The following is a 20,341-nucleotide window of genomic DNA, read 5'->3' as shown; positions in this document are numbered from 1 at the left end:
TGCGCAAGCACATCTTTGCGAATGTCGTGTCGTCGTGTCGCACCGGCAGCCGCACAGCCCCGCTGTCGGCTCGTCGGAGCGGCCGGAAACCGGTGGCGGGGCCGGGCGTCGGGGGAGTGGCGGTGCTGTTTCGGGCGCCGCCGCGCCGGGAACGTCGTCGGGACGGGCACGGGACGGAGGTCGACGTGAGGACACCGGGTCGCCGTAGGCGGATGCGTGGCGTACCCCTGCTCGTCACCGCGCTGCTGGCCGGCGCGTGTGGCGACGGCGGGGGGAACGACGGCGGCGCCGGGGGACGCACCTCGGCGCCGACCTCCGGTCCGACGGCCGTCACGCCGTCGGCGTCACAGTCGTCCGGCGGGCCCGTGACGATTCCGACGTCCGCGTTCGCCGACCTGCCGCCGGAGCTGCGCAAGACCGCCGCCCAGCCGACGGAGGTCGCCGGCGCGCTGCCCGAGCTGTGCGACAAGGAGTTCCGCAGCGGTGGACGGTCGGTCACCGCGAGCGCCGCGATGATGAGCACCTACAAGCAGCCGAAGGATCCGCCGGAGAACGTCCCCTACGGCACGCTGCACCAGACCGTCTTCGCCTTCGAGGGCGCCGGCGCGGCCGACTACCTGCGCCGGGTCCGGGGAGCGGTCGCGGAGTGCCGGTCGTTCCCGGCCGCGGGCGGCAGCGTCACCGTCGCGTCCCGGCCGATGGCGGGGACCGGGGACGAGGCGCTGCTGATGACCGTGAGCCGGCCGGCGACCGACCCGGACGGAAGCCCGGCCCAGGGGCGGAGCACCAGCCAGATCATCGTCATCCGGGTCGCCGACGCGGTCACTGTCGTGCACGACCAGGGCTGGGAGGGCACCAGCGCCGACCCCGGCCTGGCCGACGACATCGCCCAGGCCGCGGTCCGCGGCCTCGACTCCTGGCAGCGCTAGCGGCGGCGGCGCGTCGCCCGGCGTACGAGCAGGTACGCGACGCCACCGGCCAGCACCCAGGGCGCGGCGACCACGACCGGGTCGAGCGGGTGATGCACGCGGTCGACCCGGTTGCCGCGCAGCCGGGAGGAGAGCCCGTGGTGGGTGACCTCGCTGAGCACGCCGGTCTCGGTGACCGGGTTGTCCGGGTGGCGGCTGAACAGCGACCCCAGTCTGCTCTCCGCCGTGTCGACCCGGTCGGCGGCGAGCAGCAGCAGCCAGTGTGCCGCGCGTCCCTCGCTGAACCGGCGGTACGAGTAACGGCGGATCACGCCGGAGAGCCCCTTGGGCGGGCACGAGGTGCCGAAGACGGGCGTCAGGAACGCGTGCTCGATCGACCGCTCGCGCGGCCACTTCTCCGGCTGCCGCTCGGGGAACTCCCAGTGCGCGCCGGTGACCTCCGGCGCGAAGCGCTCCTTCGGCACGGCGGGCCGGTCCGCCGGGTCGAGGTCGGCGCCCCACCCGGGGATGCGGGCACGCAGCTCGTCCGGGGACTCGGCGAGTTTGGGCTTGTCCGGCGTGTACGGCATGGTCGGCTCCCGGTCCTCTCAGGCGGCGTTCGGGACGATGAGCGGCTTGATGCAGCCGTCGAGCTTGGCGGAGAAGATGTGGTACGCCTCGGCGACGTGCTCCAGCGGGATCCGGTGGGTCACGAGGTCGCTGGGCTTGAGGTAGCCGTTGCGGATGTGCTCGAACAGGCGCGGCCACTGCCGCTTCACCGGGCACTGGTTCATCCGCAGCGTGAGCCCCTTGTTCATCGCGTCGCCGAACTTCACCGCGCTGAACATCGGCCCGTACGCGCCCATCACCGAGATCGTGCCGCCCTTGCGTACCGAGTCGATGGCCCAGTTCAGCGCCACCGGCGAACCACCCTGCAACTTCAGCTTCGTCGCGGTGACGTGCTGCAGCAGGTTGCCGTCCGCCTCCGCGCCGACCGCGTCGATCGCCACGTCCGCGCCCAGGTGGTCGGTGATCTTCTTCATGTGCACGACGATGTCGTCGTACTCGGCGAAGTTGTAGGTCTCGGCGTGCGCGAACGACGCCGCCTTCTCCAGCCGGTAGTCGAGGTGGTCGATGACGATCACCCGGCCGGCGCCCATCAGCCACGCCGACTTGGCGGCGTAGAGGCCCACCGGGCCGGCGCCGAAGACCACCACCACGTCACCCTCGGCGATGTCGCCGAGCTGCGCGCCGAAGTAGCCGGTGGCGAGCGCGTCGGTGAGCAGCACCGCGTCGTCGTCGTCCATCCACTCCGGAATCGGGCTCGGCCCGACGTCGGCGAACGGAACCCGGACGTACTCGGCCTGGCCGCCGTCGTAGCCGCCGCAGGTGTGCGAGTAGCCGTAGATGCCGCCCACCGCCGTGGCGTTCGGGTTCACGTTGTGGCAGTTGCTGTAGAGGCCCCGGGCGCAGAAGAAGCAGGACCCGCAGTACACGTTGAAGGGCACCATCACCCGGTCGCCCGGCTTGACGTTGCGCACCGACGGCCCGACCTCGTCCACCACGCCGACGAACTCGTGACCGAACGTCATCCCGACCCGGGTGTCCGGCATCATGCCGTGGTAGAGGTGCAGGTCGGAGCCGCAGATGGCGGCCCGCGTCACCCGCACGATCGCGTCGTTGGGGTGCTCCACGACGGGCCGGTCCTTCTCCTGCACCCGCACCCGGTACGGACCGCGGTAGACCATTGCTCGCACTCGACGCCTCCCGGATGCCCGTGCCGTTGTTCGACTCGCCCCGGGTCGTCCGGTGCACTGGAAGGGCTACCCCGGAGGACGAGGGGCAAACGGGAGGGGGATCACCGGGCCGCGCGGTCAGGACACGGCGGCCCGTACCAGCTCGGTGAGCTTCTTCTCCACCTCCGGGCTCCACCGCAGCAGCGCGAACGACGCCGGCCACATGTCGCCGTCGTCGAGGTTCGCCGCCTCCTGGAAGCCCACAGTCGAGTAGCGGTACTTGAACTTCCCCGCGTCCTGGAAGAACACGACGATCTTGCCGGCCGCGTCGGCGTACGCGGGCATGCCGTACCAGGTCTTCGGCGACAGCTCCGGCCCGGCGGAGGTGATCGTCATGTGCACGCGCTCGGCCAGCTCGCGGTCCTCCGGCGCCATCTGCGCGATCCGGTCGAGCACCGCCTGGAGGTCGTCGGCCTTCTTCGCGCCCTTCCTGCCCTCGGCGCGCAGCTCGGCGGCGCGCTCCTTCATCGCGGCGCGCTCCTCGGCGCTGAACCCGTCGGACATCTCGATTCCCCCTCGTGACTCGCGGTCCGCGTGGTGCCGACCGCCCGACGACAACGCTAGGGCGCGGCGGTGACGGTGTGCTTCTCGATTCCTGATCACCTGCCGGGGCCACGGCAACCTGGCGTGCCGCCTACCATCGCCGCCATGGCAACCCGGTTCGTACAGATCAACATGAAGGCCCACGACGAGGTGGCGCTCGGCGGCTTCTGGGCGAAGGTGCTCGGCTGGGAGATGTCCAGCGAGGGCCCCGGCGTGACCAACCTCGAACCCGAGGGCCTCACCTACCCGGATCCGAGCACCCTGTACGTCGACCTGGTCGTCTCCGCGGAGCCCAAGACGGCGAAGAACCGGGTCCACGTCGACCTCGCGACCACCTCGGCCGCGCACCACGCGGAGCTGGTCGCGCGCCTGACCGCTCTCGGCGCCACCCCCGCCGACGTGGGCCAGGGCGACGTGCCGTGGACGGTCCTGGCGGACCCGGAGGGCAACGAGTTCTGCGTACGGGAGCCGAACCCGCGGTACGCGGACACCGGTCTCGTCGGCGCCGTGGTGGTCGACTGCGCCGACCCGCGCGCCATGGCCGGCTTCTGGGGCCGCGCCACCGACTGGACCGTGCACGAGATGACCGACCAGGAGGCGGTGCTGCGCTCCGCCAAGGGCGTCGGCCCCTACCTGCGGTTCGTCCGCACACCCGACGCGAAGACCGGGTGGAACCGGGTCCACCTGGACGTCCGCCCGTACCCGTCCGACGACCTGGACGCCGAGGCCGCCCGCCTGCGGTCTCTCGGCGCCACCGACGCCGACCTGGGCGGGGCCGACCTCCGGTGGCGGGTGCTCGTCGACCCGGAGGGCAACGAGTTCTGCCTGCTCACCCCGGCCTGACGGGATCACGGGCCGACGGCCGGCCGACCCGTCCCGTCCGGCCGGAACTCGTGGACCACCTCGATCGACCCGACGATGTGCCGGTTGAACTCGTCCAGCTCCTCGGCCGGCACCCACAGCTCCAGGATGTCCCGGCCGCCGGCCTGCCGGACCGGGTAGCGGGCGACGAACGCGCTGTCGACGTGGAAACGCGTCACGTAGCCGACGCCGGAGGCCGCCACGTTCCAGTCCCGGGCGATCATCACGGCGTACTGCTCGTTGAGGACCGGATAGAAGATCGGCTGGTCCGGCAGCCGGGGTGGCCAGGCCCGCCAGCTGGAGACGCGGACGAGGTCGAGTTCCCGCGGGCCGGTCGGGCGCCACAGCGTCGTCGTCTCCGTCATCGCGTGCCCCTCTCGCGTCTCGTCCGCGAACCGTACCGGACGGACCGTCGCCGCCCCCCGCGGATTTCGCCGGCTGCCTATGCTTCGGAGATGGACGATGTGACCAGCGAGACCGAGGCCGAGGCGCTGCTGGCCGTCCTGGAGCGCAACCGGCGGACCTTCGCCTGGAAGACCGAAGGGCTCGACGAGACGGGCCTGCGTGCGGTCATCGCCGCCAGCACCATGACGCTCGGGCGGGTGGGCGAGGGCGCCCCACCGGATTTCGCGTTCTGATCCCGGGTGACGTCGTCGGGGGCAGATGAGTTTGACCAGTTGCGGCGGTCAACCGTCGAACCCACTGCGAAGGAGAACCACGATGGCCACTGTCATCTCCACGCTGTTCATCTCGGCCGACGGTGTCGCCGAGATCGACCCCGACTGGCACTTCCCGTACTTCGACGACAACATGGGCCGGGCCGTCACCGAGGACTACGACACCTCGGACGTGCTGCTGATCGGGCGGGAGACATACGACAGCTTCGCCGGCGCCTGGCCGGACCGGGAGGCCGCCGGCGGTGAGGACGCGCCGTTCGCCAAGCAGCTCGGCGACATGCGCAAGGTGGTCGTGTCGCGCCAGCCGCTGGAGTTCTCCTGGCGCAACTCCGAGCTGATCCAGGGCGACCTGATCCACGCCGTCACCGCGCTCAAGGCCGACGCCGGCATCAAGGGCATCCTCATCCCCGGGTCGATCTCGGTGGTGCAGCAACTGCTCGCCGCGGGCCTGGTGGACGAGCTGCGGCTGCTGGTGCACCCGGTGGCCGCCCGCAAGGGCCGCCGGCTGTTCGACGAGGGCGACGCGCCGTACCACCTGCGGGTGGCCGCGACCGAGGCGTACCCGACCGGCGTGATCCGGGTGATCTACACCCCGGCCCCGGCGCCGGGCGCGGTCGGCTACGACGACGTCAAGGACCAGGTGCCGGCGGGAGGCTGACGAGCACGGGGCGGCGGCGGATCGGTGTGTCGTGAAAGGATCCGCCGCGTGCGTCGCGCCCCGCTGCTGCTGCTCCTCGCGGCGGTGTCCGCCGTCGCCCACGTCGTCGGCGTCCTGGTGGCCGCACCCCTCTGGCGCGGCGCCGAGGTGCTGAGCCTGACGCTGCTGTTCGCGTACGCCGTCGTCGCCGGGCTGCCACCTCCGCGCTGGGTGGTGCCGGTGGCGCTCGCGCCGCTGATCGTGGACGCGGTCCGCACCATGCCGGCCGAGCCGGGCGCCGCAGACATCGGCTGGACGGTGTACGGCAGCGGCTACACCGTCATCGACCGCACGGCCGGCTTCGACGCGACGTTCGCCGGCAGCTGGGCGGCGCTGGTCGCGGTGGCGGTGCTGCTGGTCGTCTTCCGGGGCCGCGGGCGGCGCCGGCACCTGATCGTCGCGGCGGCGGCCGCCGCGCCCGTCGTCGGGTACGCGGCCGTCCGGCTCACCGACATCGGCTTCGCCGTCGCCGCCCACATCGTGGAGACGCGCACCGAGACCACGCTGACCCGGGTGGAGGGCCCGGCGTACTACGACCAGGCCGACGTCGTGGCGGCGCTCGTCCTCGCGGTGCTGCCGCCGCTGGCGCTCGCGCTCGCCGCGCTGGGGCTCGCCGTGCTGCTGGCCGGGCGGGGCCGACGTCTCGCCGCGACCGGCGCGACGCTGCTGGCGGTGCTCGCGCTGTCGCTGCTCGATGCGGGCATCGAGGCCGTGCCGCTGCCGTACCCGGCCGACAGCACCGCCCTGTTCGCCTGGTACGTCATCACCCCCACGTCGGCGATGCCGCAACCGGTGCCGGCGCTCACGGCGGCGGTGGAGCTGGCCGCGTACCTGCTCCTCGTCGCCGGCCTGACCGGCGCGGACCGCACCGCACCGGCGGTGCCCGCCCCGGAATCGGCCGGCTGACGTCCTGCGGGACCTCCGTCATCATGAGCGTGGCCGGCAACGACGGTACGGGCGACGGGAGCGGGTCATGACGAAGGCGGACGTGGTGGTGGCCGGCGGCGGGGTGGTCGGGATGACGACCGCGCTGACGCTCCAGCGGCGCGGCGCGCGGGTCACCGTGCTGACTGCCCACGACCCGGCCGACACGGTTTCGGCGGTGGCCGCCGCGGTCTGGTACCCGAGCCACACGGAGGAGGATCCGCGGGTGCTGCGCTGGGCGCGGGACACCCACGCCGAGCTGCGCCGCCAGGCGGCCGACAGCGTGCCGGGGGTGGTCGACCGGCCCACCCGGATGTGGCTGCGCCACCCCTGCGCCGGACCGCCCTGGTGGGCCGACGCCTGCGGCGACCTGACGATCGAACCGGCGGAGCCGCCGTACACCGCGCTGCTGCGGTTCACCGCCCCGTCGGTGGAGATGACCAGCTACCTCACCTGGCTGCGGCAGCGCCTGGAGGCGGGCGGCGGCCGGGTCGTCCGCCGCGCGCTGGGCACGCTCGCCGAGGCGTACGAGTTCGCGCCGGTCGTGGTGAACGCGACCGGCCTGGCCGCCGGACGGCTCGCTGCCGACCCGGGCGTGTACCCGGCGCGCGGGCACGTCCTGCTGGTGGCGAACCCCGGCCTGACCGTCTCGGTACGCGACGAGGACGACCCGGCGGGCGTCACGTACGTGCATCCGCGCCGCCACGACGTGGTGCTCGGCGGCACCTACGAGGCCGGGGTGGGACACACCCGTCCCGACCCGGAGGAGGCGGCGGCGATCCGGCGCCGGTGTGTGGCGCTGGTGCCGCAGCTCGCGGACGCGCCGGTGCTGGGGGAGCGGATCGGGCTGCGGCCCGCCCGGCACGGCGGCCCCCGGGTCGAGGTGGACGCCGCCGACGGGCGCTTGGTGCACGCGTACGGGCACGGCGGTGCCGGGGTGACGCTGTCCTGGGGCTGCGCCGCCGAGGTGGCCGACCTGGCCCTGAGTGTCTGACCGTCCCGGCGCAGGCACGTCGCCGGTCCACCGCCGCACCGGGTGGGCGGTAACCTCGGCCCGGTGTCCGCCCGCCGCGCTGCACTGTCCGCCCTCGTCGCCCTGATGACCGTTCACATCGGCTGCACGCTCGTCGCGCTCGCCGCCTACAGCCACCGGATCGGCCTGGTGACCCACGACGGCTCCGGTTTCCTGGTGGAGTTGCTCGACGCCGTGGTGCCCCTGCGTGACCTGCTGCCCGCCGTGCTCTGGCTGCTGACGGTCACGCTGCTCGTCACGTTCGCGGCCCTCGGTGGGTGGGCGGCCCGGCGGGTCACCGGCTCCGACGCCGAGCGGCTACCGGCGGCGGCGTGGGTGGCCGGGATCGCGGCGGTGCTGCTCAACCCGCTCGCGGTCGTGCGCTACGCGTCCGCCACCGCCGAGGGCGGCGAGTACATGCGGACGGTGCAGGTGGAGACCACCCTCCTGGTGCTCGCCGCCGCCGTGGCCACCACGATGAGCGCGCTCGCGGTCGCCGGGTTCGTGCGGCGCTCCGACACGGCGAGCCCGCCGTCGCCGCGGATGCGGGTGGACCACTGGTCCGCGGGCACGGCGGGACGGGAGTGACCCGTCCGGTCAGGAGTGTCTCGTCCACGCGACGAACCGGTGGAACAGTTCGTCGGGGGGAGGCCCGGAGCGGGGTTGAGTCTCAGCAGATCCGCGGCGGCGTCGAACAGGCAGCCGGCCATGTAGATCGACAGTGCCACCCGGTCGCGCCGGTACTCCAGCAGCAACAACAGGCGCGCGGGCTGACACGGCCACGGCCCGGCGCAGACCCGGCACAGCCACAGCGGCCGGATCGCCACGTGGGGCCGGATCGCTCTGGGTGGGCGGCCCTGTGTCGGCGAGGAAGTCGGCATACCCCATACGGTGACCGAGGCGTTGACCTGAGTCAAGGAGCCGGGGCAACTGTCTAGCGTCCGGCTTATGGAGCTGGTGGGCGCAGCCGAGATCCGCGTGATGCTGGGTGGCATCAGCAAGCAGCGCGTCTACGTGATCACCAGTCACCGCAACTTCCCGGAGCCGGTGGCCGACCTGGTGCAGGGCAAGGTCTGGCTGAAGTCGGATGTGCGGAAATGGATCAAGGAGCATCGGCCCGAGCTGGCCGCTGACTGAGCGGGTTCGCATGCGGGGCCACGCCGCCCGAGCGAGGTGGTCACCGTTCCAGGACGGTCAGCCATTCGGCGGCGCGTGGACGGTATCCATGCAGCTCGAAGAGCCCGCGCACGATCGCCGGTACGTGCCCGGCGCCGTACACGACAGCCACGTCGATGCGTTCCGCCGACCGGGCACGGATCAGCTCGGACAACTCGGCGAGCAGCCGCTCGTCGCGTTCGCCGCCGAACGCGCGCTCGGCGTGCTCGGTGAACTCGTGGTCGGCGTACCGCTCGTCGGTGGCCGACAGCAGGTCGTTCATCTCGATCTCTGGTGAGAGCAGACGCCGGGTGCCGCCGAAGAACTGCATCACCGTCACGAACGGGATCACCAGCCACATCTGGAGGCGCAACCGCAGCGGCATCGTCCGCCAGCTCTTGCTGAACTCCTCCGCCGACACGTCCGGGTTGAGCACCTCGACCCCGAGAGACGCGTACGGAATGGGGTCTGTCACCAGGCCGGAGCGCCGGTTGGCCGGCATGGCCCGGTAGGTGAGTGTCAACGCCGAGCCGACCACCGAGCGGCCGCTGACGCCCTCGACGACGAGCAGGTCGCATTCGCGGAGCCGTTTCGTGACCGCCGCGTAGAACCCCGGGCTCGCCACGTGGAGCATCGGGAACACCAGGAACTCCAACCGGCTGCCGGGCCGGCGTAGACGGAGCACGGCGGAGCGGGTGCCGATGATGCTGTGTTCGATGATCTGCATGCCTGCCCCCGTGGCATCGGCTGCTCTTGTCGGCAGGGTAGGGCGACCGGTCAATCCGTCCCACGCGCGGCGCGACAGCGTGTACCGGTCAGGAATCGAGAAGCATCGCGCGGGCGGGCGGACCTAGCGTTGCCGGCACGGGCCACCCGCCGGGGCGGCCACCGGGAAAGGTCGTCGACCGATGGACACGCGCATCCGCCAGTTGCACCGCTGGTTCTCCGTCGCCTTCACCGTGACCGTCGTGGTCACGTTCGTGGCGCTGGCCCAGAAGGACCCGATCGTGTGGGTCTCCTACGTGCCGCTGCTCCCGCTCGCCCTGCTCCTGATCAGCGGCCTCTACCTGTTCGCGCTGCCGTACCTGCGGCGTCGCCGTGCCGCCGCACGCCCGCGCTGACCTGGGTGATTACCGGGCCGGTCAGCGGGCAACACTGGCGGATGGACCAGAAGGTGATGGTGTTCGCCCCGGCGCCGCTGTTGACGGTGACGATCGAGCAGCAGGGCGACGCGTCCGAGCTGCATCTGCACCCCGGTGGGCAGGGGGTGTGGCAGACCCGGATGATCGCCGCGCTCGGTGTGCCGGTGACCATGTGTGTGGGCCTCGGCGGCGAGGTCGGCGACGCGGTCCGCAAGCTGCTCGACGACGAGGACGTCACGGTACGGGTGGTGCGGCGGGAGTCCGGCACCGGCTGGTACGTGCACGACCGGCGCGACGGCGAGCGGACCGAGATCGCCGAGCACCCGGGCGCGCCCATGGTGCGGCACGACATCGACGAGCTGTACACGGTGACGCTCACCGAAGGGCTGCGCGCACCGGTCAGCGTGCTCAGCGGGCCGGCCGACCCGCAGGTGGTGGACCCGGACATCTACCGCCGGCTCGCCTCCGACCTGAGCGCCAACGGCGGAACTGTGGTGGCGGACCTGTCCGGGCCGTACCTGGAGGCGGTGCTCGACGGCGGGGTGAGCGTGCTGAAGGTCAGCCACGAGGAACTGCTCGACGACGGACTGGCGAAGGACGACAGCGTGGAGGAGCTGCGCGACGCCGGCCGCCGGTGTCAGGAGCGCGGCGCGCGTACGGTGCTGATCAGCCGGGCCGGGGAGCCCGCGCTGGCGCTGCCGGAGGACGGCGAGCCGCTGCTGGTGCACGCCCCGCCGCTGGAGCTGGCCGACCACCGGGGCGCCGGTGACTCGATGACCGCCGGGGTGGCGGCGGTGCTGGCCCGGGGCGGAGACCTGCGGGAGGCGCTGCACGTCGGCGCCGCCGCCGGAGCGCTGAACGTGACCCGGCACGGCCTCGGCACCGGCCGGGCCGAGGCGGTACGCGAGCTGGCCGGCCGGGTACGGCTGACCCCGCTGGACGGTGGTGACGATGACAGCTGACCGGCGACCCCGGGTGCTGGTGACCAACGACGACGGCGTGCACGCCCCCGGCATCCGCGCGCTTGCCCGCGCCGCGTACGAACGCGGGCTGGACGTGGTGGTCGCCGCGCCGCGGCACGAGGCGAGCGGGATGAGCGCGGCACTGTCCGCGGTGACCGAGGACGGACGGGTGGTGTTCCGCGAGACCGAGCTGGACGGGCTGCCCGGCGTGCCCGCGTACGCGGTGGCCGCCTCCCCGGCGTACATCGCGGTGCTGGCCGGGCTCGGCGTGTTCGGGCCGGTGCCGGACCTGCTGCTGTCCGGCATCAACCGGGGCGCCAACGCGGGCCACGCGGTGCTGCACTCCGGCACCGTCGGCGCGGCGCTGACCGCCGGGAACAACGGCATCCGCGCGCTCGCCGTGTCGCTCGACGTGCTCACCGCGGCGGTGGCGAGCGCCGGTAGCGGCGGTGCGGCGATCGCGGTGCTGGACAGCGTGGACGACGAGTCCCGCCACTGGTCGAGCGCCGCCGAGCTGGCCGGGACGCTGTTGCCCTGGCTGGCCGACGCGGCCCCGGGCACGGTGCTCAACCTCAACGTGCCCGACCTGCCGGCTGCCCAGGTGGCCGGGCTGCGCCGGGCGACCCTGGCGCCGTTCGGTCAGGTGCAGGTGTCGGTCGCCGAGCGCGGCGAGGGCTTCGTGCGTACGGCGGTGGAGGAGAACGCGGTCCGCGCGGTCCCCGGCACCGACATCGCCTGGCTGGCCGACGGGTACGCCGCGGTCACCGCGATCCGGGCGCTCGGGCACCTGCCCGACGTGGAGCTGCCGGTCGACGGCTGAGGACGGCTCCGCCCCGCCACCGTCGTACGGGTGGCGGGGCGGAGAGCGTCACTCGCCTGCCGCGCGCCGGCGGTCGGCCTCGGCGTCGGCGGCGCCCACCGGGGTGCCGTCGCTGTCCCGGTCGGCCCGGGACAGGTCCACGTCGGCGCCGGCGCGGGCGGCGTCGGCAGCCGCGTCGTCAGCGCCGACGACCTCACCGCCGCCGGTCTCCCCGTCGTCGGGGACCAGCTGCCCGGCAGTGGCCAGCCCGATCGGTGCGTACCTGGGGTCGGTCATCTCGTCCTCCTCACCGGTGCTTCTGCGCAAGCGGTACCCCGGGACGGGACGCGGCAACCGCGCGGGGCCGGCGTCAGCGGTCGAGGAAGTCCAGGGTGACCGCGGCGAACAGCGGCGACTGGTCGATGTCGTAGTGGGTCAGGCCGGGCAGGATCGCCAGCGCGTGCCCGCCCGCCGGACGGCCCTCGCCCGTCCAGCCGCCGTCGCGCCGGCCGCCGTCGAGCAGCCCGAACACCTCGACGAAGTGGCTCGGCGGGGCCATGTCCGCATCGGCGGCCACCACCAGCGTCGGCACCCGCAGGGCCCGGACCTGCTCGGTGAAGTCGAAGTCCGTCCGCATCGCCTCGCCGATCTTGTCGAGCAGCCGGGGGAAGTCCTCCGGACGGGGCGCGACCCGCTGGTACAGCTCGTACATCGGGGTGTCCTTCATGTACTCGGCCGCCGCGGCGCCGACCTGGCCCTGCTGCGCCAGCAGTTCCGGGTACACGGCGTCGCGGCGGATGTGCGCGGACGCGGCGACCAGCCGGCCGATCTTCTCCGGGTGCCGGAACCCGGTGTGCAGCGCGACGCCGCCGCCTAGGGAGAAGCCGACCACGTCCGGCCGGTCCAGCCCGAGGTGGTCGATCAGCGCGGCCACGTCGTCGGCCATCAGCGCCATGTCGAGCGGACGGTCCACGTCGGCGGTGCGGCCGTGCCCCTGGAGATCCACCAGGATCACCTGGTGCCGCGCGGTGAGCGCGGGCAGGATCGGCGCGAACATCTCACCCGAGGTGAGGCCGCCGTGCAGCAGGATCATCGGCCGGCCTTCGCCGTGCGTCTCGTAGTAGAGGTGGACGCCGTTGACGTCGGCGTACCGCCCGGGGGCGTGGGTCTCGTCGCGCTGCGCTGTGGTCATCGGTGCTCCTCGGACGTGGTGACCTGACGGCTGGTGGACCGGGCGGGCGGCACGGAATCATCGGCGCGGGATCGAACGTGCTCGCATTGTCGCTGCATGTGGGCTAGGTTCGGCGAGGTGAGCGAGGTGGCGAGTGTTCCCGTCGAGGCGCAACTCGAGGCGTACCGGTCGGAGTTGACCGGCTACTGCTACCGGATGCTGGGTTCGGCCTTCGAGGCCGAGGACGCCGTGCAGGACACGTTCGTCCGGGCCTGGCGCAATTTCGACAAGTTCGAGGGGCGGTCCGCCCTGCGGACCTGGCTCTACCGGATCGCCACGAACGTCTGCCTCACCATGTCCACGAGCGCGCAGCGCCGGATCCGGCCGATGGACCTCGGTCCGGCGGGCGTCGGCGCCGCCACCCATCCCGGCGAGCCGCGCCCGGAGCAGATCTGGCTCGGTCCGGCGCCCGACGACCGGGTGCTGCCCGAGGCCGCCGACCCGGCCGAGGTGGTCGCCGGCCGGGAGTCGGTCCGGCTGGCGTTCGTCGCTGCGTTGCAGCACCTGCCGCCGAAACAGCGGGCCGTGCTGATCCTGCGCGAGGTGCTGGCCTGGTCGGCCCAGGAGGCCGCCGAACTGCTGGACACGTCGGTGGCGAGCGTCAACAGCGCGCTGCAACGGGCGCGCGCCACGCTCGCCTCGGCCGACACCGGGGCCGAGGTGCGCCGTCCGCTCGACAGCGAGCAGCAGGCCCTGCTCGCCCGCTACGTGCGCGCCTTCGAGGCGTACGACCTGGCGGCGCTCACCGCGTTGCTGCACGAGGACGCGACGCTGTCGATGCCGCCGCTGCCGCTGTGGCTGCGCGGTCCCGAGCACATCGCCGCGTGGATGGCCGGCACCGGCAGCGGCTGCCGCGGCTCCCGGCTGGTGCCGACGGCCGCCAACGGCATGCCGGCGTTCGGCCAGTACCGGTGCGACCCCGACGGCTCAGGTCATGTGCCGTGGGCGTTGATCGTGATCGGCGTCTCCCGGGGGCGGATCACGTCGCTCAACAACTTCCACGACGTCGACCGGCTGTTCCCGCTGTTCGGGCTGCCCGCCCGGCTGGAGGAGGACGCCGGCCAGCCCGAGCAGGCCGGCCAGTTCGCGTAGGCCTTCGCACGCGCCGCGTACCTCGAGCCGCCAGCCGAACCGCCGGGCGGTCAGGCGTAGCCGCGCCAGCACCTCGACCGTGACGAGGTCGGGCGCGGTCACCGCGGACACGTCGCACACCACCACGCCCCGGTCGCGGCCGCGCAGCGCCTCGGCCAGTTCGGCGCAGCGGGCCGCGATCTCCGCGCGGGTCGGCGTCCCGTCGGCCAGGCGGAGCAGGTGGGTGATCACAGGCATTGGACCGCCGTACGTCCCGGCTCTCATCGGTACGCGCGCGTCGGCGCAATGCGCCTCGAACACCTTGTCGCACGCAGTTACATAGACGTTAACTGCTATACCAATCATCGGTGCCCGGCTATATGATCCCGGTAGTTCACCCCGAAGCCTCACGAAACCGCAGCTCCCGCATCCCTCGGGTCGAACTCCGCAAGCCAGGTGCCTCCGCATCGCCGTGCCTGGCGACCGCCCGGCGTTGTGGTTCAACCTGCCGGAAAGGTGGGAACGGATGACAGGGATCCCGTCCTTGGTCATCGGCATCGCGACCTCGTCGGCCGAGCGCCGGCAGCTCGCCCAACTGCTCGGCGGCACCGAGTCGTTCCTGATCGTGTCCAGCGCCCATCAGGCCCGCCGCTTCCTCGACATGGTGCGCCGGCCGGCGCTCGCCGTGGCGCCGCACCCGCCCGTGGATGACGAGGCGCCGGCCGAGCCGCCCCGGCGGGAGCTCGCGGTCGACTCCGACCGGCGGGTGCTGCGCTGGCGGGAGCGGGAGATCGGGTTGACGCCGCTGGAGCACGACCTGCTTGTCTGCCTCACCGACACGCCCGGCCAGGTGTGGACGTACGCCCGGCTGCACCGCGCCGTCTGGGGCAACGACCACCTCGGACGGGGCTCGGACATGCACTCGGTGGTCCGCCGTCTACGCCGTAAGCTGGGCCGCCTCGACGCCCCCGCCGAAATCCACGCCGTAAGAGGCGTGGGTTTCCGTCTCACCCCCTAACCCCGCCCCGCCCTTCCCCGCCCCACCCGCTCGCGCCGTCGATCTTGCAGTTCCGGCCCCTCGGGTGGGGCTTTTGTGTGCCCTTGCCGGGGCGGCAAGTGCGAGATCGGCGGGAAAGGGGGTGGACATGGGACGGCCCGCCCGGTGCGTGCACCGGGCGGGCCGTCCTTGTCGGGTGCTGGGTCAGCAGCGGGTGGGGGAGAGGGTGAAGTCCTCTACCGTGGGCGTGCTGCTGTTGATCTTCGTCTGGCGCGTCTGGGGCTTCCAGCCGTCCTTGGCGACGATCAGCGTCAGCGGGTTGTTGCGCCGGTCCATCCAGTAGGCGTACCGGCCCTGGGCGTCGGTGGTGAAGGTGTACGAACTCGCCCAGGAGTCGACCTGCACCGTCACGCCCGCCAGCGGCGCGGTGGCGCCCTGGCAGCTCTTGCCGGAGACCGTGCCGGACAGCTTGCCCCAGGTGGTCGGCGGCTGCGCGATCATGGTCACCGCCACCGGCTCCACCGTGTACGGGGTGTCCTCCTTGATCACCACGGACGCGGAGTACGTGCCCGGCTGGTCCACGCTCGCGGTCATGCCGACAGTGACTGTGACCGTCTCACCCGGCGCCAGCGTGACCTTCGACTTGTCGACGGTCAGCCAGCTCACGTCGGCCCCACCCTCGGCGCACTCGCCGAAGCCGGGCAGGACCTCGCTGTCCTTGGTGGCCGTGAAGCCGCCCGACGAACCGCCGATCTTGTAGAACCCGCAGGCCGCGCCACCCCGGTAGCGGGGGGCGTTGGCGTTGGGCAGGTTGGCCCACGAGTTGGTCGCCGGGTCGAAGGCGAAGCCGGCGTTGGTGATGGCGCCGCCCTGCGACCCGCCGACGACCAGGAGCTTGCCGTTCGCCACCGCGTACGAGGCGGCCCAGCTGTCGGCCGGCGCGTCCGGGATGGCGGTCCACGCGTTGGCACCCGGGTCGAAGGCGTAACCGACCTTCTGCGACACCGACCCGTCGTTACCGCCGGTGCAGTAGACGGTGCCGTCGATCCCGCCGCAGGACAGGAACGCCACGGACTTCGGGTACGCCGGCAGCGTCTCCCAGGTGTTCGCGCCCGGGTCGTACCGGACCACCGAGTTCGACATCGGCGTGCAGCTCGCGGTGGTGCAGCCACCGATCGCGTACAGCTTGCCGCCCGCGACCGCCTGGCCGGCCGCCGAGCGCGGCGCCGGGTTGTCGGCCTTGCGGGTCCAGGTGTTCGCCGCCGGGTCGTACGAGAAGGTGGCGACGTCCGGACCGGCGGCACCCCAGCCACCGGTAGCGATGATCTTGCCGTCGAGCACGCCGACGGTCATGGCGTTACGCGCGCCGGGCAGGTCGGCGATCCCGGTCCACGCCTGGGCGATCGGGTCGTACTTGTAGTTCTTGGCGCTCGACGTGGTGCCGTCACCACCGGCGATGGAGTAGACGACGCCGTCGACGTTGACGACCCGGTTGTCCATCACGTTCGCCGGGTAGCCCGGGATGGTGGTCCACGGATCCGCCTGCGGTGCGGCCGCGACGGTCGCGTTCGACGACTTGCCCGACGAGCGCGCCGCGAACGACGTGGCGACGTTCAGCCGTTGCACCGGCGCGCCAGTGGAGCCGAGCATCGCCTGCTCGGACAGCCGGGAGCCGTCGGCCCGTTGCAGCACGAACCCGCCGTCGCGCTCACTGAACTCGGCGGTGACCGGTGCGCCGCCGGTGTTGGTGACGGTGAAGGTCTTGCTGACCTTCCCGCTGGGCATCCGGACCGTGCCGGTGATCGAAGTCGGCTTCACCGACAGCCGGCCGGCGGCGAGCTGGAAGTTGGCCGCGGTCGCCCAGTCCTCCTCGACAGTGACCTGCTTGGTCTGGCTCACGTAGTTGCCGGCGCTGGCGGTGAACGGGTGTGTCCCGGTCAGCGACGAGAACATCCAGTAGAAGCCGTCGGGCAGCTCGGGATCGTCCGGCGTGGCGACCGTGGTGGCCTTGTCCGCCGGGTTGTCCTTACTGGTCACCGTCGCGCCGTTGACGTAGCCGTTGTCGTTCTTGTCCCGGACGTGGCCGAGGACCAGGCCGCCCTTGACCGGCTTGCAGACGAGCTTGCTGCCGATGAGGACGTTGTCGACCTGCCACCACCATTCCCAGCTCGCCTCGTAGTAGTGGAAGCGCACCTGCACCTGCGACTGGCCGGCCGCCTGCGGGATCGGCACCTCGGTCACCCGGGGTCCGCGTACGTCGGTGGCCTGCCGGAGCACGTTGCTCCAGGTGGTGCCGCCGTCCAGGCTCAGGTCGACGTCCGCGCGGTCGCTGTTGAGCCAGTTGTAGTCCTGGTTGAACCGGACCACCGGCGCGGTCACGCCGGTCAGGTCGACCACCGGGCTGACCAGCGACGTGTCCTGCCGCCCGCCGCTGCCGTAGTTGTCGCTGTCGATGACGGCGAGGTTGCCGCTGCCGCCGGTCCGGTTGCCGCGTTCACCGGTGTCGGTGAACTCCCAGACCTGGCCGGTGCCGGCGTTGTCCACCACGGTCCAGCCGTCCGGCACATCGGTGCCGTCGAACGTCTCGTACTCACCGTCGGAGCTGACGGTGTAGCCGGGGGCTGTGGCGCACGCCTCCGGGTCCGCCTGCACCGCGATGTTGGCGGTGACGTTTGCCGCGCCGACGGTGACCTCCTTGGTGGTGGTCAGGTAGCCGGCGTACTGCGGCTCGACGGTGAGCCGGTAGGTCGTCCCGGACGGCAGCGACAGGCTGTAGCGGCCGGTCGCCGGCGTGGTGTAGTCGGAGATCGGCGTGCCCTCGACGCTCACCTTCGCGTACAGCGGCCAGCCGTGCCCGGACCCGTCGGTGACCTGCCCGCTGACCGTCACGCTCGGTACCGCGCTGAGCGCCACGTCGAGCGTGGTCGTGGTGTTCGCGGTGACAGTCGCGGACAACGTGCGGCTGGCGTACCCGTACGCCGAGACGACCACCTGGTAGTCGCCCGCCGGCAGGAGCGAGGAGTAGACGCCGTCCGCGCCGGTGGTCAGCGTACGGTCCGCCGCGCCGGTCAGGGTGACTGTCGCGCCGGCGATGGCGGCGCCGCTGCGGGCGTCGGTGACCTTGCCGGCCAGCGTGCCGTTGTCGCCGATCGGCGCGGCGGCGAGCAGTGCGAGCGCGTCCAGCCGGCCCTCGCCGTACACGTTGTTGTCGTCTGCGGTGCCACCGCACTGCGTGTCGGCCTTGTCCACGGCGGTGTCGTTGAGCAACGCGCGGGTCGCCGTGATGTCACCGACCAGGCTCGGTGCCGCGGACCAGAGCAGCGCGATCGCACCGGCCAGGTGCGGTGCCGCCATCGAGGTGCCGCTGGCGGTGGCGTAGGTGTCGTTCGGCACGCTGGAGCGGACGTTGACGCCCGGCGCCGAGATGTTCGGCTTGATCTCGCCGCTCTGCCCGGTGCCCCGGGACGAGAAGCTGGCGATGTTGTTGTTGATGTCGTACGCACCGGTCGAGTAATTGCTTCCCAGGCTGCCCGGTGAGCCGCTGGTCTGGCAGGACGGGCCGTTGTTGCCGTTGGACCAGACGCCGAAGATGCCCGAGGCGGTCCAGGCGTTCGTGACGTCCTCCATGAACGGCTCGTTGGACGGCGTCGTGGTGCCCCACGAGTTGTTGATGATGTTCGGCCGCTTGCTGGCGTCCGGGTTCTGCCCGTTGAGGTCGGTGGGCTCCAGCATCCACTGGCCCGAGTTGATCAGCGCGGCGTCGGACGGGCAGCACCCGTTCGCGGCGATCCACTTGACCTCGGGGGCGACACCGATCTGGTTGGCCCCGTCGGCGCCGGCCATGGTGCCCATGGTGTGGGTGCCGTGGCCGTCGGAGTCGCACGGCGCGGTGGCGCACTCGCCGGCCGCGTCGAACCAGTTGTAGTCGTGGTCGAAGGTGCCGTCACCGTTGTTGCCGCGGTAGGCGTTCACCAGCGCCGGGTGGTCGAACTGGACGCCGCTGTCGATGCTGGCCACGGTGATCCCGGCGCCCTTGACGCCGTACTGGGACCAGACGTCGTCGGCGTTGATGTTGGCGATGCCCCACTCCAGGGCGTTCGCCGACTTCTCGTCGGTACCCGGGGTGGTCTCCGGCAGCTTGTACTCCACCGGCGCGTACAGGCCGTCCACCTCGGAGTGGGCGGCGAAGTTCTGCGCCATGGTCAGCGAGCCGTCGGTGACCTTGATGGCGTTCGTCGCCCAGAAGGTCTGGTACTTCGTGCCCGAGCGGTCCAGCTCGGCGCGGATCTTCGACTGGCTGTCGGCTGCGGTCTTCTTCAGCGCCGCCGCGACGAGGGCCCCGCGCTCGTTCCAGTCCTTGATCGCGGCGGCCTTGCTCAGGTCCGCCTTGGCGCCGAAGTGGATCCAGAAGTCGCCCTCGCTCTTGCCCTGGAGCGCACGGGTGAGCTCCGGGCGGATCTTGTCGCCGGCCGACGCGCCGGCGCCTGTCTCCGCCTGCGCCGCCGTGCCGGTGGCGGCCAGCGCGGTGGCGGCGAGCACCAGGACGGCGCCCGCGCTCACCAGCCGCCGGGCCGGGCCCCATCTGTGTGAACGTCTCAGCATTCGGTGCTGCCTCCTACTCCGATGACCCGCTGATGATCGAGCCATGGCAGAAGGGCCAGGAGACGAACTCTCCCGACTGGTCGCACCGGTGTTGCAAGAACCCCCCAGGCCCCCTAGGCGTCCGTGCGGGTCTGCGCCGGACGCCTGAGTGGACACTATGATCGACAGTGACGAGCGATCAATGACCGTACGTAAGCAACATGTCACCAACAGGCCCCCGGATCGGGTGGCCTGTTGACAGTTTCTGTCACGGTGGGGGCGCGGTGACGACTGACGGCACGAACGCGGCTGACTCCGGCACCGACCCGCCGGAGCGGCCCTTCTCGCTCGTCATCGGCGTGACGCCGTCGTCCGCCGAACGGCTGCGGCTGACCGAGCTGCTGGACGGCGTGGCGCCTCTTCTGATGGTCACCGATCTGGACGAGCTGCGCGAGCTGATCATGACGGATGCGCCGGCCCCGGCCGACGCGCCGGCTCGGCCCGTACCCCCGGCCGGGCCTGCGCCGGACGGCGCGCTGGTGATCGACGCGGCCCGGTCGACAGCCCGGTGGGGTGACCGGGAGACCGCCCTGACCCGGCTGGAGCGTGACCTGCTGACCTGCCTGACCGCCGAGCCGGCACGGGTGTGGACCTACGCCGAGCTGCACCGGGCGGTCTGGCGCGACGCGCCGACGCACGGCCGGGCCGACGTGCAGTCCCTGGTGAAGCGGTTGCGCCGTAAGCTCGACGAGCTGGGCACCGGCGTCACCATCGCGGCGGTACGCGGCGTCGGCCTGCGGCTGACCGACCACCGCCAACCCCGGGTACGGGGCGACTGACTTCTACCGGCCGCGAGTTCCGGTGGCAGCTCCACTGGCACTTCGCGCCGCCGTTCGGGGGCGCCGGGTGCGGCAGCGAGGCGCCCTGAGCGCGGCGGCCGGACGGCCGGACGGGTGACACGATCGGTGGAGGCGGGCCACCGATG

General features: G+C 72.3%; 22 protein-coding genes and 1 pseudogene. 14 read left to right on the top strand and 9 right to left on the bottom strand.

All coding sequences use genetic code 11. The features are described 5' to 3' along the window. Nucleotides 1-212 precede the first annotated feature (212 nt). Nucleotides 213-929: a hypothetical protein gene (locus ACFYO8_RS08740; RefSeq protein ID WP_354867543.1), complete on the top strand. Its 717-nt coding sequence runs from the start codon at nucleotides 213-215 to the stop codon at nucleotides 927-929. Here ACFYO8_RS08740 and ACFYO8_RS08735 read toward each other — a convergent pair. From ACFYO8_RS08735 to ACFYO8_RS08725, 3 genes are all read right to left on the bottom strand, one after another. Next, nucleotides 926-1,498, bottom strand: a complete 573-nt coding sequence (locus tag ACFYO8_RS08735; protein WP_354867541.1) for a hypothetical protein — start codon at nucleotides 1,496-1,498, stop codon at nucleotides 926-928. The genes ACFYO8_RS08740 and ACFYO8_RS08735 overlap by 4 nt on opposite strands. An 18-nt stretch (nucleotides 1,499-1,516) precedes the next feature. Beyond that, on the bottom strand, nucleotides 1,517-2,656 hold the full coding sequence (locus tag ACFYO8_RS08730) for a zinc-dependent alcohol dehydrogenase (RefSeq protein ID WP_354867539.1): 1,140 nt from the start codon (nucleotides 2,654-2,656) through the stop codon (nucleotides 1,517-1,519). 126 nt (nucleotides 2,657-2,782) lie between these two features. Further along, entirely contained in the window at nucleotides 2,783-3,208 is a 426-nt protein-coding gene (locus ACFYO8_RS08725; RefSeq protein WP_354867536.1) for a hypothetical protein, read from the bottom strand. A 144-nt stretch (nucleotides 3,209-3,352) separates the two neighbouring features. On the opposite strand from ACFYO8_RS08725, the gene ACFYO8_RS08720 reads away from it, so the two are divergent. Further along, a complete protein-coding gene (locus ACFYO8_RS08720; RefSeq protein ID WP_354867534.1) occupies nucleotides 3,353-4,090 on the top strand; it encodes a VOC family protein in 738 nt (245 codons plus the stop codon). A 5-nt stretch (nucleotides 4,091-4,095) separates the two neighbouring features. On the opposite strand, the gene ACFYO8_RS08715 is transcribed toward ACFYO8_RS08720, so the two are convergent. Next, nucleotides 4,096-4,473 carry an ADP-ribosylation/crystallin J1 gene (locus ACFYO8_RS08715; protein ID WP_354867532.1) on the bottom strand — a complete coding sequence of 126 codons (378 nt, stop codon included), beginning with the start codon at nucleotides 4,471-4,473 and terminating at the stop codon, nucleotides 4,096-4,098. Between the two features lie 90 nt (nucleotides 4,474-4,563). Between ACFYO8_RS08715 and ACFYO8_RS08710 the strand changes: the two genes are divergently transcribed. From ACFYO8_RS08710 to ACFYO8_RS08685, 6 genes are all read left to right on the top strand, one after another. Beyond that, nucleotides 4,564-4,746 (top strand): hypothetical protein, encoded by a 183-nt coding sequence (locus ACFYO8_RS08710; protein ID WP_354867530.1) that lies wholly within the window; start codon nucleotides 4,564-4,566, stop codon nucleotides 4,744-4,746. 82 nt (nucleotides 4,747-4,828) lie between these two features. Further along, on the top strand, nucleotides 4,829-5,443 hold the full coding sequence (locus tag ACFYO8_RS08705) for a dihydrofolate reductase family protein (RefSeq protein WP_354867528.1): 615 nt from the start codon (nucleotides 4,829-4,831) through the stop codon (nucleotides 5,441-5,443). A gap of 48 nt (nucleotides 5,444-5,491) precedes the next feature. Beyond that, nucleotides 5,492-6,388 (top strand): hypothetical protein, encoded by an 897-nt coding sequence (locus ACFYO8_RS08700; RefSeq protein WP_354867526.1) that lies wholly within the window; start codon nucleotides 5,492-5,494, stop codon nucleotides 6,386-6,388. Nucleotides 6,389-6,455: 67 nt separating this feature from the next. After that, nucleotides 6,456-7,400, top strand: a complete 945-nt coding sequence (locus tag ACFYO8_RS08695; protein ID WP_354867524.1) for an FAD-dependent oxidoreductase — start codon at nucleotides 6,456-6,458, stop codon at nucleotides 7,398-7,400. A 105-nt stretch (nucleotides 7,401-7,505) separates the two neighbouring features. Beyond that, nucleotides 7,506-8,006, top strand: coding sequence for a hypothetical protein (locus ACFYO8_RS08690; protein ID WP_354867522.1), 501 nt, complete (start codon nucleotides 7,506-7,508; stop codon nucleotides 8,004-8,006). Nucleotides 8,007-8,366: 360 nt separating this feature from the next. Then, nucleotides 8,367-8,555, top strand: coding sequence for a hypothetical protein (locus ACFYO8_RS08685; protein WP_354867520.1), 189 nt, complete (start codon nucleotides 8,367-8,369; stop codon nucleotides 8,553-8,555). A gap of 40 nt (nucleotides 8,556-8,595) precedes the next feature. Here the strand turns inward: ACFYO8_RS08685 and ACFYO8_RS08680 are convergent, their stop codons facing one another. Beyond that, on the bottom strand, nucleotides 8,596-9,300 hold the full coding sequence (locus tag ACFYO8_RS08680) for a hypothetical protein (protein ID WP_354867518.1): 705 nt from the start codon (nucleotides 9,298-9,300) through the stop codon (nucleotides 8,596-8,598). A 181-nt stretch (nucleotides 9,301-9,481) separates the two neighbouring features. Here ACFYO8_RS08680 and ACFYO8_RS08675 point away from each other — a divergent pair, with 181 nt between their 5' ends. The 3 genes from ACFYO8_RS08675 to surE are packed head-to-tail and all read left to right on the top strand — an operon-like array spanning nucleotide 9,482 to nucleotide 11,497. Further along, nucleotides 9,482-9,694 (top strand): hypothetical protein, encoded by a 213-nt coding sequence (locus tag ACFYO8_RS08675; protein ID WP_262012149.1) that lies wholly within the window; start codon nucleotides 9,482-9,484, stop codon nucleotides 9,692-9,694. 56 nt (nucleotides 9,695-9,750) lie between these two features. Further along, nucleotides 9,751-10,677 carry a 1-phosphofructokinase family hexose kinase gene (locus ACFYO8_RS08670; RefSeq protein ID WP_387187906.1) on the top strand — a complete coding sequence of 309 codons (927 nt, stop codon included), beginning with the start codon at nucleotides 9,751-9,753 and terminating at the stop codon, nucleotides 10,675-10,677. Then, nucleotides 10,667-11,497 (top strand): 5'/3'-nucleotidase SurE, encoded by an 831-nt coding sequence (surE, locus tag ACFYO8_RS08665; protein WP_354867514.1) that lies wholly within the window; start codon nucleotides 10,667-10,669, stop codon nucleotides 11,495-11,497. Before ACFYO8_RS08670 ends, surE begins: the two co-directional genes overlap by 11 nt. 48 nt (nucleotides 11,498-11,545) lie before the next feature. Here surE and ACFYO8_RS08660 read toward each other — a convergent pair whose 3' ends face one another. After that, the gene (locus tag ACFYO8_RS08660) at nucleotides 11,546-11,773 is read right to left on the bottom strand and encodes a hypothetical protein (protein ID WP_269700829.1); all 228 of its coding nucleotides are present in this window, start codon (nucleotides 11,771-11,773) and stop codon (nucleotides 11,546-11,548) included. Nucleotides 11,774-11,846: 73 nt separating this feature from the next. Further along, complete coding sequence (locus ACFYO8_RS08655) at nucleotides 11,847-12,668, bottom strand: alpha/beta fold hydrolase (protein ID WP_354867512.1); 822 nt, start codon at nucleotides 12,666-12,668, stop codon at nucleotides 11,847-11,849. 96 nt (nucleotides 12,669-12,764) lie between these two features. On the opposite strand from ACFYO8_RS08655, the gene ACFYO8_RS08650 reads away from it, so the two are divergent. Then, nucleotides 12,765-13,799 carry a sigma-70 family RNA polymerase sigma factor gene (locus ACFYO8_RS08650; protein WP_354867510.1) on the top strand — a complete coding sequence of 345 codons (1,035 nt, stop codon included), beginning with the start codon at nucleotides 12,765-12,767 and terminating at the stop codon, nucleotides 13,797-13,799. A gap of 30 nt (nucleotides 13,800-13,829) precedes the next feature. Here the strand turns inward: ACFYO8_RS08650 and ACFYO8_RS08645 are convergent. After that, nucleotides 13,830-14,036: pseudogene (locus ACFYO8_RS08645) on the bottom strand (hypothetical protein); the annotation flags it as partial. Between the two features lie 268 nt (nucleotides 14,037-14,304). Here ACFYO8_RS08645 and ACFYO8_RS08640 point away from each other — a divergent pair. Continuing rightward, on the top strand, nucleotides 14,305-14,796 hold the full coding sequence (locus tag ACFYO8_RS08640) for a winged helix-turn-helix domain-containing protein (RefSeq protein ID WP_354867507.1): 492 nt from the start codon (nucleotides 14,305-14,307) through the stop codon (nucleotides 14,794-14,796). Nucleotides 14,797-14,979: 183 nt separating this feature from the next. Here the strand turns inward: ACFYO8_RS08640 and ACFYO8_RS08635 are convergent, their stop codons facing one another. Further along, the gene (locus ACFYO8_RS08635; RefSeq protein ID WP_354867505.1) at nucleotides 14,980-19,377 is read right to left on the bottom strand and encodes a S8 family serine peptidase; all 4,398 of its coding nucleotides are present in this window, start codon (nucleotides 19,375-19,377) and stop codon (nucleotides 14,980-14,982) included. A 263-nt stretch (nucleotides 19,378-19,640) separates the two neighbouring features. Here ACFYO8_RS08635 and ACFYO8_RS08630 point away from each other — a divergent pair, with 263 nt between their 5' ends. After that, the gene (locus ACFYO8_RS08630; protein ID WP_354867502.1) at nucleotides 19,641-20,195 is read left to right on the top strand and encodes a winged helix-turn-helix domain-containing protein; all 555 of its coding nucleotides are present in this window, start codon (nucleotides 19,641-19,643) and stop codon (nucleotides 20,193-20,195) included. The last annotated feature ends 146 nt before the right edge of the window (nucleotides 20,196-20,341 follow it).

The sequence above is a fragment of the Micromonospora sp. NPDC005257 genome (genome assembly GCF_042872445.1).
Lineage (GTDB): Bacteria > Actinomycetota > Actinomycetes > Mycobacteriales > Micromonosporaceae > Micromonospora.
This window is presented reverse-complemented; position numbering and strand designations above follow the sequence as displayed.

Excerpts from the sequence above, each read along its gene's own strand:
- ACFYO8_RS08685 (WP_354867520.1), top strand. The coding sequence starts at position 8,367 with ATGGAGCTGGTGGGCGCAGCCGAGATCCGCGTGATGCTGGGTGGCATC.
- ACFYO8_RS08705 (WP_354867528.1), top strand. The coding sequence starts at position 4,829 with ATGGCCACTGTCATCTCCACGCTGTTCATCTCGGCCGACGGTGTCGCC.
- ACFYO8_RS08730 (WP_354867539.1), bottom strand. The coding sequence starts at position 2,656 with ATGGTCTACCGCGGTCCGTACCGGGTGCGGGTGCAGGAGAAGGACCGG.
- ACFYO8_RS08690 (WP_354867522.1), top strand. The coding sequence starts at position 7,506 with ATGACCGTTCACATCGGCTGCACGCTCGTCGCGCTCGCCGCCTACAGC.
- ACFYO8_RS08635 (WP_354867505.1), bottom strand. The coding sequence starts at position 19,377 with ATGCTGAGACGTTCACACAGATGGGGCCCGGCCCGGCGGCTGGTGAGC.
- ACFYO8_RS08670 (WP_387187906.1), top strand. The coding sequence starts at position 9,751 with ATGGTGTTCGCCCCGGCGCCGCTGTTGACGGTGACGATCGAGCAGCAG.
- ACFYO8_RS08680 (WP_354867518.1), bottom strand. The coding sequence starts at position 9,300 with ATGCAGATCATCGAACACAGCATCATCGGCACCCGCTCCGCCGTGCTC.
- ACFYO8_RS08640 (WP_354867507.1), top strand. The coding sequence starts at position 14,305 with ATGACAGGGATCCCGTCCTTGGTCATCGGCATCGCGACCTCGTCGGCC.
- ACFYO8_RS08740 (WP_354867543.1), top strand. The coding sequence starts at position 213 with ATGCGTGGCGTACCCCTGCTCGTCACCGCGCTGCTGGCCGGCGCGTGT.
- surE (WP_354867514.1), top strand. The coding sequence starts at position 10,667 with ATGACAGCTGACCGGCGACCCCGGGTGCTGGTGACCAACGACGACGGC.
- ACFYO8_RS08675 (WP_262012149.1), top strand. The coding sequence starts at position 9,482 with ATGGACACGCGCATCCGCCAGTTGCACCGCTGGTTCTCCGTCGCCTTC.
- ACFYO8_RS08735 (WP_354867541.1), bottom strand. The coding sequence starts at position 1,498 with ATGCCGTACACGCCGGACAAGCCCAAACTCGCCGAGTCCCCGGACGAG.
- ACFYO8_RS08695 (WP_354867524.1), top strand. The coding sequence starts at position 6,456 with ATGACGAAGGCGGACGTGGTGGTGGCCGGCGGCGGGGTGGTCGGGATG.
- ACFYO8_RS08655 (WP_354867512.1), bottom strand. The coding sequence starts at position 12,668 with ATGACCACAGCGCAGCGCGACGAGACCCACGCCCCCGGGCGGTACGCC.
- ACFYO8_RS08660 (WP_269700829.1), bottom strand. The coding sequence starts at position 11,773 with ATGACCGACCCCAGGTACGCACCGATCGGGCTGGCCACTGCCGGGCAG.
- ACFYO8_RS08710 (WP_354867530.1), top strand. The coding sequence starts at position 4,564 with ATGGACGATGTGACCAGCGAGACCGAGGCCGAGGCGCTGCTGGCCGTC.
- ACFYO8_RS08650 (WP_354867510.1), top strand. The coding sequence starts at position 12,765 with ATGTGGGCTAGGTTCGGCGAGGTGAGCGAGGTGGCGAGTGTTCCCGTC.
- ACFYO8_RS08725 (WP_354867536.1), bottom strand. The coding sequence starts at position 3,208 with ATGTCCGACGGGTTCAGCGCCGAGGAGCGCGCCGCGATGAAGGAGCGC.
- ACFYO8_RS08720 (WP_354867534.1), top strand. The coding sequence starts at position 3,353 with ATGGCAACCCGGTTCGTACAGATCAACATGAAGGCCCACGACGAGGTG.
- ACFYO8_RS08715 (WP_354867532.1), bottom strand. The coding sequence starts at position 4,473 with ATGACGGAGACGACGACGCTGTGGCGCCCGACCGGCCCGCGGGAACTC.